The following is a 4,410-nucleotide window of genomic DNA, read 5'->3' on the forward strand; positions in this document are numbered from 1 at the left end:
GTCACGGCCACGCGGCGCCCGGACCTCAGGTCCTGGGCGAGGGTCTAGAAGTCGTCGTCGAAGCCGACGGACCCCTCCACCGCCACCTGGTACGCGGAGGGGCGGCGCTCGAAGAAGTTCGTCAGCTCCTGCACCCCCTGGAGCTCCATGAACGAGAACGGGTTCTCGGAACCGTAGAGCGCGGGGAAGCCGAGCCGGGTCAGCCGCTGGTCGGCGACGCACTCCAGGTACTGGCGCATCGACTCGGTGTTCATCCCCGGCAGGCCCTCGCCGCACAGGTCCCGGCCGAACTGGAGCTCCGCCTCGACGGCTTCCCGCAGCATGTCGGTGACCTGCTGCTGGAGCTCGTCGTCGAAGAGCTCGGGCTCCTCCTTGCGGACGGTGTCCACGACCTCGAAGGCGAAGTTCATGTGCATCGTCTCGTCACGGAACACCCAGTTGGTGCCCGTCGCGAGCCCGTGCAGCAGACCGCGCGAGCGGAACCAGTAGACGTACGCGAAGGCGCCGTAGAAGAACAGGCCCTCGATGCACGCGGCGAAGCAGATCAGGTTGAGCAGGAAGCGCCGGCGGTCGGCCTTCGTCTCCAGCCGCTCGATCTTCTCGACCGAGTCCATCCACCGGAAGCAGAACTGCGCCTTCTCACGGATCGAGGGAATCTCCTCGACCGCGTCGAAGGCCGCCGCACGGTCCTCCGGGTCGGGCAGATAGGTGTCGAGCAGCGTCAGATAGAACTGGACGTGCACGGCCTCCTCGAACAGCTGACGCGACAGATACAGCCGCGCCTCCGGTGAGTTGATGTGCTTGTAGAGCGTCAGCACCAGGTTGTTGGAGACGATGGAGTCACCCGTCGCGAAGAAGGCGACCAGCCGGCCGATCATGTGCTGCTCGCCGGGCGAGAGCTTGGCGAGGTCGGCGACGTCGGAGTGCAGGTCGACCTCCTCGACCGTCCAGGTGTTCTTGATCGCGTCCCGGTAGCGCTCGTAGAAGTCCGGGTAGCGCATGGGGCGCAGGGTCAGTTCGAAGCCCGGGTCGAGCAGGTTCTTGTTCTCGGATGTGCTCATTACTGGCAGGCCTCGCAGGACTCGGGGTTTTCGAGGGAGCAGGCGATCGCGTCCGCGTCGGGCGCCGAAGCCTGCTGTACGGGAATGGGGGCAGCGGCGGCGGTCTTCCCGGACGCCGCGCGGGCGATCCGGGTCGCCGGGCGCGAACGCAGGTAGTACGTCGTCTTCAGCCCCTGCTTCCAGGCGTACGCGTACATCGAGGAGAGCTTGCCGATCGTCGGCGTCTCCAGGAACAGGTTCAGCGACTGGCTCTGGTCGAGGAACGGCGTACGGGCCGCCGCCATGTCGATCAGACCGCGCTGCGGGATCTCCCATGCCGTGCGGTACAGCGCCCGCACGTCCTCGGGGATCCAGGCGAAGCCCTGCACGGAGCCGCTCGCCTCGCGCAGTGCCTCACGGGTCCGCGCGTCCCAGACGCCGAGCTTCTTCAGCTCGTCCACCAGGTAGGCGTTGACCTGGAGGAACTCTCCGCTGAGCGTCTCGCGCTTGAAGAGGTTGGAGACCTGCGGCTCGATGCACTCGTACACCCCGGCGATCGAGGCGATCGTCGCCGTCGGCGCGATGGCGAGCAGCAGGGAGTTGCGCATCCCGGTCTTCGCGATCCGGGCGCGCAGCGCGTCCCAGCGCTCCGGCCAGTTCGGCTCGGTGTCGTAGTGGTCCGGGTGCAGCACGCCCCGGGCGGCGCGGGTCTCGGACCAGGCGGGGAGCGGGCCCGACCGCTCTGCCAGGTCGCAGGACGCCTCGTAGGCGGCCAGCATGATCCGCTCGGAGATCTTCGTGGAGAGTGCGCGGGCCTCGGGGGAGTCGAAGGGCAGCCGCAGCTGGAAGAAGACGTCCTGCAGACCCATCGCGCCCAGGCCCACCGGGCGCCAGCGGGCGTTGGACCGGCCGGCCTGCTCGGTCGGGTAGAAGTTGATGTCCACGACGCGGTCGAGGAAGGTCACCGCGGTGCGGACCGTGGCGTCCAGCCGCTCCCAGTCGATGGTGCCGTCGGCGACGAACGCGCCGAGGTTGACCGAGCCCAGGTTGCAGACGGCTGTCTCACCGTCGTCGGTGACCTCCAGGATCTCGGTGCAGAGGTTCGAGGAGTGGACGACCCGGCCCGGCTCGGCGGTCTGGTTCGCCGTGCGGTTGGAGGCGTCCTTGAACGTCATCCAGCCCTGGCCGGTCTGCGCGAGGGTGCGCATCATGCGGCCGTACAGCTCACGCGCCGGCATGGTCTTGCGGGCCAGCCCCCTGGCCTCGGCCGCGCGGTAGGCGGTGTCGAACTCGTCGCCCCACAGGTCCACCAGCTCGGGGGCGTCGGCCGGGGAGAACAGCGACCACTCCGTGTCCGCGTCGACGCGGCGCATGAACTCGTCCGGGATCCAGTGCGCCAGGTTGAGGTTGTGCGTACGCCGCTGATCCTCGCCGGTGTTGTCGCGCAGCTCCAGGAACTCCTCGATGTCCGCGTGCCAGGTCTCCAGGTAGACGGCCGCGGCACCCTTGCGCCGGCCTCCCTGGTTGACCGCGGCGACCGAGGCGTCGAGCGTCTTCAGGAACGGCACGATGCCGTTGGAGTGCCCGTTGGTCCCTCGGATGAGTGAACCACGGGCGCGGATACGGGAGTAGGAGAGCCCGATGCCGCCCGCGTGCTTGGAGAGACGCGCCACCTGGTGGTATCGGTCGTAGATCGAGTCGAGCTCGTCCAGCGGCGAGTCCAGCAGGTAGCAGGACGACATCTGCGGGTGGCGCGTGCCGGAGTTGAAGAGGGTGGGGGAGGAGGGCAGGTAGTCGAGCCTGCTCATCAGCCCGTACAGCGCGGCCACTTCCTCCAGGGCTCGCTCGGAGGTGTCCTCGGCGAGCCCGGCGGCGACGCGCAGCATGAAGTGCTGCGGGGTCTCGACGACCTGGCGGGTGAGCGGGTGGCGCAGCAGGTACCGGCTGTGCAGGGTCCGCAGCCCGAAGTAGCCGAAGCGGTCGTCCGCACCGTCGGTGAGCGCCTGGTCGACCAGGGCGTCGAGTGCGGCGGCGTGCAGCGTGACGAACTCGGCCGTACGGTCCGCGATCAGGCCCTCACGATGTCCGACGGCGACCGATGCCGAGAAGGAGACAGCGCCCTGGCCGGCGGCCTCGTCCGCGATGGCCCGGGTGAGGAGGCGGGCGGCGAGCCGGGAGTAGGCCGGGTCCTCGGAGATCAGGCCGGCGGCGGCCTCGGTGGCCAGCGTGCGCAGCTCCGCCTCGTCCGACCGTGCGTTGCGGCCGCGCAGCGCGGCGGCGGCGACCCGTCCGGGATCGGTGTCGGGCAGATCGGCGGTGAGGCCGGTCAGGGTCCGCAGCAGTGCGGTCCCGGGCGCGTCGGTCGTACGGCCTTCGGATTCCGTGGCTGAAACCGGGTCGGCTGGCGCGATGGTCACTGGGGCTATCCCTCGCTCGGCTCAGGGCCTGCGGGAGCGGGGCAGCCGGGCACGGCAGCGCCCGGGGAGGGGCGGCATGGCGCACGGCGTCCACCGGCCCTCCGCGGGGCCCGGACGTCTCGGCGTCCGGATCGGTCGAGCCGGACGCGCTGTCGACAGGTCTTCGGACTCCGCGGTGCGCGAATGCACACCGATCACACCGTTGCGGGACAGTTCCGGATTCGCACCGGATTCCCCTGCGGCGACAGCGAGGTCGAGCATACATGTGGGGGCTACCGATTGAGGCAGCCCCCACATGTAGTGTCGTGATGGGTCAAAAGGTCAGGCGGAACGTCAGGAGGGTGAAGCCCGGCAGAGGGCTCCAGTCCCGCTCCGGGGTCCGTGCGAAGCCGAGACGCCGGTAGATCCGGTGGGCGGCCTCCATGGAGGACTGGGTCGACAGGACGATCCCGGAGAGCCCGTCCGCGGCGCGTGCCCGGTCGACACAGGCCCGTACGAGGGCCTCACCCGCTCCACGCCCGCGTGCCTCCTGGGAGACGGCCAGCATCCGGAACTCGGCTTCGTCCTCCCCTGCGATGTCGGCCCACGGGCTGCCGGGCGCGACGTAGGTGACACCGCCCAGCAGGTTGTCGTCGGCGTCGACCGCGGCCAGCACCAGGGCTTCCGCCGCCCGCCGCCCGACGGCGCGGAGCTGTTCGAGATAGGGGTCGGTCGCGCCGAAGTCCAGCAGTCCGTCGCCGAGATACGCCTGGGCCGTCATCTCGCCCAGGGCCTCGTGCTCCGTGGCGCGGACCGGCCTGATCGAGACATCCATGGGCGTCAGTCTGCCGCAGCCGGCCGGCCCGGCGCACGCGGGTTCCCGAGACACGGCCGGGGCGGCCCGGCAGCCGACGCCGAGCACCGGCCCCCGTACGCGTCCGTCCCGGCAGGGCGAACCCTGCCGGGACGGACAT

3 protein-coding genes and 1 riboswitch are annotated in these 4,410 nt (G+C 70.1%); all 3 genes read right to left on the reverse strand.

Features of this window, described 5'->3' with window-relative positions; all coding sequences use genetic code 11:
* Positions 1 to 44: 44 nt before the first annotated feature.
* Positions 45 to 1,061, reverse strand: a complete 1,017-nt coding sequence (locus ACFWFI_RS41295) for a ribonucleotide-diphosphate reductase subunit beta (RefSeq protein ID WP_387400884.1) — start codon at positions 1,059 to 1,061, stop codon at positions 45 to 47.
* On the reverse strand, positions 1,061 to 3,457 hold the full coding sequence (locus ACFWFI_RS41300) for a ribonucleoside-diphosphate reductase subunit alpha (protein WP_387400886.1): 2,397 nt from the start codon (positions 3,455 to 3,457) through the stop codon (positions 1,061 to 1,063). Before ACFWFI_RS41300 ends, ACFWFI_RS41295 begins: the two co-directional genes overlap by 1 nt.
* 136 nt (positions 3,458 to 3,593) lie before the next feature.
* Positions 3,594 to 3,730, reverse strand: a riboswitch (cobalamin riboswitch).
* A 40-nt stretch (positions 3,731 to 3,770) separates the two neighbouring features.
* Positions 3,771 to 4,271: a GNAT family N-acetyltransferase gene (locus tag ACFWFI_RS41305; protein ID WP_387400887.1), complete on the reverse strand. Its 501-nt coding sequence runs from the start codon at positions 4,269 to 4,271 to the stop codon at positions 3,771 to 3,773.
* Positions 4,272 to 4,410: the final 139 nt, after the last annotated feature.

This window comes from Streptomyces sp. NPDC060209, from assembly GCF_042728155.1.
In the GTDB taxonomy this organism is placed as follows: domain Bacteria; phylum Actinomycetota; class Actinomycetes; order Streptomycetales; family Streptomycetaceae; genus Streptomyces.